This window comes from Binatus sp. (SeqCode), assembly GCF_036522015.1.
In the GTDB taxonomy this organism is placed as follows: domain Bacteria; phylum Desulfobacterota; class Binatia; order Binatales; family Binataceae; genus Binatus.
Map to the genome: position 1 here is coordinate 1 of NZ_DATDGQ010000124.1, position 4,709 is coordinate 4,709.

The window sequence follows — 4,709 nt, forward strand, 5'->3', positions numbered from 1 at the left end:
CAGGGCTGATCAAGATGGGGATGGACATCACCGGCGACGGGCAGCCCGACCTGGTGATTTCCGTGTGGTTGGGCGGCGCGAATTGCTGCCTGGTGTTTCATATTTTCGAAATCGGTCCGACCTTCAAAAAACTCGGCAGCATCGACGCGGAGTTCGGCGACTCGGGCCCGCACTTCCTGCATCCGGACAAAGACTCGAAGAACACCGGTCTGGGGATTCAAATTCACGACTGGACCTTTGCCAACTGGCACACCGATTTCGCCGACTCGCCCGCACCAAAAGTCATTCTGCGCTTCACCGACAACGCATATCGCGTATCGCCCGACCTGATGCGCTCTCCGACGCTCACCCCGAGTGACCTCGCGGCGCGCGCCGCCGAAGTAACTAACGATCCAGACACCGCCAAAGGCGGAGAATGGCCGCATGCCAGGGTCTCGCCGCAGCTCTGGGGAACGATGCTCGATCTGATCTACAGCGGGCACGCCGATGATGCGTGGAAGTTCCTCGACAGCGCGTGGCCGCCAAAGGTGCAAGGCAAGGACAACTTCGCGCGCGACTTCCGCGCGCAGCTCGCCAAGAGCCACTACTGGCCCGCGGTCCAGGCGATGAATGCCGCAACGCCTTCGGCTGGCAAGAACGATCAGTCCGCCAGCCCGTCGCCCACCGCCGCGAAGTAGCAGCGACCGATCCTGCTTCCGCGCGGGAAGCGCTCTCTCCCGTTCCGGTTCCCCTTCCCGCTCGGGAAGGGGTTAGGGGTTAGGTTACTGGTATTGATCGGGAGCCCACTTTGTCATCCTGACAAAGCGAGCATCGCGAGTGGAGGAAATGGCTTCTGGCCCCCGGACAGTGGCGCGCAAGCGCCGCCGGTTCCGGTCTCTGAAAGTCGCGCAGCGCTCCTTTCCTCAAACCAACTCACGACGCCCTCACCTTCGACGACATCTCCTCGAGCCGGCGCCGGAGAAATCGCCGCTCGGGTGCGCTGCCCACGCGTGTCAGCGCCGCACGATACGACTCGGCCGCCTCGCTCCATCGCTCCAGTCGCCGCAATAAATCCGCGCGCGCCGACCACATCAAGTAGTAGTCGCGAAGCTCGCCGCTCGCGGCGATCGCATCGATCAACTCAAGCCCTGCCGCAGGACCGTCGGCCATCGCGACCGCGACCGCCCGGTTCAATTCAATCACAGGCGACGGCCGTATCGCGTTGAGGCGTCTGTAGAGGTCCGCGATTGCGCGCCAGTCGGTTGCGGCTGCGCTTTTGGCGCGCGAATGAACCGCCGCGATCGCCGACTGAATCGCATAGGGTCCGTACGCGTCAGCGTTGATCGCGGCTTCCGAATGAGTGAGCCCCTCCGCGATCTGCGCACGATCCCAGAGCGAGCGATCCTGCTCCTCAAGCAACACCAGTTCGCCGCGCTCGTCGATTCGCGCGTCGCGCCGCGCGTCATGCAGCAGCATCATCGCGAGCAATCCGCGCGGCTCCGCCTCCGTGGGCATCAGCGCTACCAGGATCCGCGCGAGCCGAATCGCCTCCGCGCAGAGATCGGTCCGCACCAGTCGTTCGCCCGAGCTCGCCCCGTAACCCTCGTTGAAGACCAGGTAGATAACTGCCATCACCGCGTCGAGACGCTCCGCGAGCAACTCCGCCGACGGCACCTCGTACGGAATCCGCGCTGCGCGAATCTTGCGCTTGGCGCGCACCAGCCGCTGCGCCATCGTCGTCGGGGCGGTCAGGAACGCGCGCGCAATCTCTTCGGTCGTGAGCCCACACAGGGTGCGCAGCGACAGCGCGACGCGGGCCTCGTCGGCCAGCGCGGGATGACAACAGGTAAAAATCAACCGCAGCCGCTCGTCGGGCAGTGCGCCCGCAGTGTCGTTCTCTTCGCCGTCGCTGCCGCTCTCAGCCATGCGGATCAATTCCTCGCGGCGATCGTTGAAGCGGCCTTGTTTTCGCAATCGATCGATCGCCTTGTGCCGCGCGACGCCGATGATCCAGGCGCGCGGATTCTCCGGCAGCCCGTCGCGATGCCACTGTTCGACAGCGCTCGCGAACGCGTCCTGCGCCGCGTCTTCGGCGAGGTCGAAGTCGCCCAGAACCCGAATGAGCGTGGCGAGTATTCGCCCGAACTCCTCGCGATAAAAGCGCTCGATGCCCTCGGCGGTGTTGTCCATCGGCATATCCGTCCGATGGCAGGCTAGCTGCACGCCGCACATGCCGCTACCAGTTAACACGAACTCATTCGTGATAGACCCACCAGCATCCCTCGACCGGCCTGACTTCGATCGCATCGCCGTCACGCAGCGCCAGTTTGTTTGCCCACGTGATCGCCTCGTCGATCGACGCGCACGCAACCAGGTTGAACCCGCCGGCCACTTCCTTGGTCTCCGCGAACGGCCCGTCTGTCACTTGACGCCCGCCATTTTTCCATCGAATCGTTTTCGCCTGCTTCGAAACTTCCAGCCGCGCGCCGACCCACAACCCCGGCTCCTGATCCAGCATCGCACGACTCGCGACGTATTCGGCGCCGACCCCCTGGTGCTGCCTGATAAGCTTCGTCCGCTCGATCTCCGGCAGACTGAGCGCCGCGCGCTCGTCCTCAACCGACGTGAGCATGAAAACCTTCGACGCCGCCTGCCCGCTAGTCTGCGAGATCCACCAGAACTCACGAATCGGCCGCACCTCCATAACGAGACTCTCATGCGCGCCCGGATATTTCGCGTACTCGATCGCCTCTTCGAGCGAGTCGAAGTCGATTATGTCGAAACCGCCCACCAGCTCCTTGGTCTCAGGGAACGGCCCGTCGACCCGCAAGTGACTGCCACCGCGATTCTTCACCGTGACCGTCTCGCGACTGGGGCCAAGCCCGACTGAAACGTTTATCAGCCCGGCCCTTCCGCTTCTCAAGCGCGCGCGAAGCAGTTCGTCAAGTTTTTGCTGATGGAACCGGACGCGCCGATTAATTTCCTCGGCGTCGATACTTTCCGACTCTCCGCGCAGCTCTCCGCCCGTGATCATGTATTTCATAGGAGTGCCTCTTCGCAGCTCTACAAATTGATCTTCATCACTTGCCGCACTTCGGTCGATCCGTATTTCGACGACGAAATCTGCGCCGCAAGCGCGATCGCCTCGTCCAGATCTTTCGCCTCGGCCGATTAATTCTGCGCCGGATTTACACCGACGCTCGCGAAGGCCGCGGCGATGCGCGGGGCCGCATGCGGGCGCGCGTACATCTTCGTCATGTACGCCTTCAACCCGGGGAAGGCTTCCAGCATCTGAAACTCGTTCGCCCAATCGATCGTGTATGCCATCACGAAGTCGGCCATGGTCACCGTATTTCCCACCACGAACTGGCGTCCCTTCATGTGCTCCTCGAGCACTGCCGCCATGCTTGCGAAATCCTCGCGCGCGCGAACTATGTCGGCGGGGATGCGTTTGTCCTCTGGATACAGGAATGTGTTCCGCGAGATGCGCCATAGCGGTTGTTCGAGCTCCGTCGCGGCGAACATGAGCCATCGGTGCAGTTCGGCGCGCTGCCCGAGGTCGCGCGGCATCAGACCTTTGTCGATGTATTTTTCACCGAGATAGAGAACGATCGCGATGGACTCGGTAAGCGTCAAGTCGCCATCCACGAGCGCCGGAAGCTTGCCGGCAGGATTGACCTTGAGGAACGCCGGGCTCTTGTGTTCTCCCGCGGTCATGTTGACGCTGATAGATTCGAAATCGACCCCGAGTTCCTGGAGCGCCCAGCGAACGCGGATCGAGCGAGTGGGAGGGAACTCGTAAAGCTTCATTGAAATACCTCTCGTTCATAGGAGTTGCCTCGCGTCGCTCTCCCTCCTTCCCCTCGCCTGAAGGGAGGCCAGTGGGGCCAGGGGAGAGGTCACGCCGCACCTACATATTGATCTTCATCACCGGCCGCACTTCGGTCGATCCGTACTTCGACGACGGAATCCGCGCCGCAATCGCAATCGCCTCGTCGAGATCCTTCGCCTCGACCAGCACGTATCCACCCAGCTGTTCCTTGGTCTCCGCGAACGGCCCATCCGTGACCATCGTTCGGCCATCGCGCACGCGAACTGTCGCAGCCGTTTTGGTAAAATCGAGCGGCCCGCCAGCCTTGCGATGCCCGCTCTTCATGACGTCCTGCGTGAACGCCGCAAATTCTTGGAAAATCCGCTGCTTCTCCGCCTCAGGCCGAGACTTGGCCTCTTCCTCGTTGTGATAAATCAAAAGCATGTATTCCATAACCAACTCCGCGTTCCCTTCGATTGCGCTCTCTGTTCCCCTCTCCTGAAGGGGAGGCCACTGGGGCTAGGGGAGAGGCTACATATTGATCTTCATAATCGGCCGCACTTCGATCGAGCCGTGCTTCGCGCCCGGAATTCGCGCGGCAATCGAGATGGCCTCATCGAGATCTTTCGCTTCGACCAGATAGTATCCGCCGAGCTGTTCCTTGGTCTCTGCAAACGGGCCGTCCGTCACTGCGGTCTTGCCGTTGCGCACGCGAACGGTAGTCGCCGTCGTGGTCTGCTCGAGCGCGTTGCCGCCCTTGTTCTTCCCGCTCTTCGTCAGGTCCTGCGTGAAGGTGTGATACCCCTGAAAAATCTCGCCATGTTGAGCAGCGCTCATTTTCTTCCCATCCGCCTCGCTGTTGTAGATCAAAAGCATGTATTCCATTGGGTCTCTCCTTGCCCGTTTTGGGTTTTCATCT

At 61.8% G+C, this 4,709-nt stretch carries 6 protein-coding genes; 1 reads left to right on the plus strand and 5 read right to left on the minus strand.

Annotation, left to right across the window (positions count from 1 at the left end):
• The coding region (locus tag VIW95_RS05185; protein ID WP_331584357.1) for a hypothetical protein at positions 1-677 on the plus strand (677 nt) is incomplete at its 5' end.
• Positions 678-912: 235 nt separating this feature from the next.
• Here the strand turns inward: VIW95_RS05185 and VIW95_RS05190 are convergent.
• The 5 genes from VIW95_RS05190 to VIW95_RS05210 form a co-directional block, all read right to left on the minus strand.
• Entirely contained in the window at positions 913-2,175 is a 1,263-nt protein-coding gene (locus tag VIW95_RS05190) for an RNA polymerase sigma factor (protein ID WP_414645269.1), read from the minus strand.
• Between the two features lie 58 nt (positions 2,176-2,233).
• Positions 2,234-3,022 (minus strand): YciI family protein, encoded by a 789-nt coding sequence (locus VIW95_RS05195; protein WP_331584359.1) that lies wholly within the window; start codon positions 3,020-3,022, stop codon positions 2,234-2,236.
• 128 nt (positions 3,023-3,150) lie between these two features.
• The gene (locus tag VIW95_RS05200) at positions 3,151-3,789 is read right to left on the minus strand and encodes a glutathione S-transferase family protein (RefSeq protein WP_331584360.1); all 639 of its coding nucleotides are present in this window, start codon (positions 3,787-3,789) and stop codon (positions 3,151-3,153) included.
• 100 nt (positions 3,790-3,889) lie between these two features.
• On the minus strand, positions 3,890-4,243 hold the full coding sequence (locus VIW95_RS05205) for a YciI family protein (protein ID WP_331584361.1): 354 nt from the start codon (positions 4,241-4,243) through the stop codon (positions 3,890-3,892).
• A gap of 78 nt (positions 4,244-4,321) precedes the next feature.
• Complete coding sequence (locus tag VIW95_RS05210) at positions 4,322-4,675, minus strand: YciI family protein (RefSeq protein ID WP_331584362.1); 354 nt, start codon at positions 4,673-4,675, stop codon at positions 4,322-4,324.
• Positions 4,676-4,709: the final 34 nt, after the last annotated feature.

What these genes read in the sequence shown, in the direction of transcription:
- VIW95_RS05200 (WP_331584360.1), bottom strand. Translation starts at nt 3,789, where the DNA reads ATGAAGCTTTACGAGTTCCCTCCCACTCGCTCGATCCGCGTTCGCTGG.
- VIW95_RS05190 (WP_414645269.1), bottom strand. Translation starts at nt 2,175, where the DNA reads ATGCCGATGGACAACACCGCCGAGGGCATCGAGCGCTTTTATCGCGAG.
- VIW95_RS05210 (WP_331584362.1), bottom strand. Translation starts at nt 4,675, where the DNA reads ATGGAATACATGCTTTTGATCTACAACAGCGAGGCGGATGGGAAGAAA.
- VIW95_RS05205 (WP_331584361.1), bottom strand. Translation starts at nt 4,243, where the DNA reads ATGGAATACATGCTTTTGATTTATCACAACGAGGAAGAGGCCAAGTCT.
- VIW95_RS05195 (WP_331584359.1), bottom strand. Translation starts at nt 3,022, where the DNA reads ATGAAATACATGATCACGGGCGGAGAGCTGCGCGGAGAGTCGGAAAGT.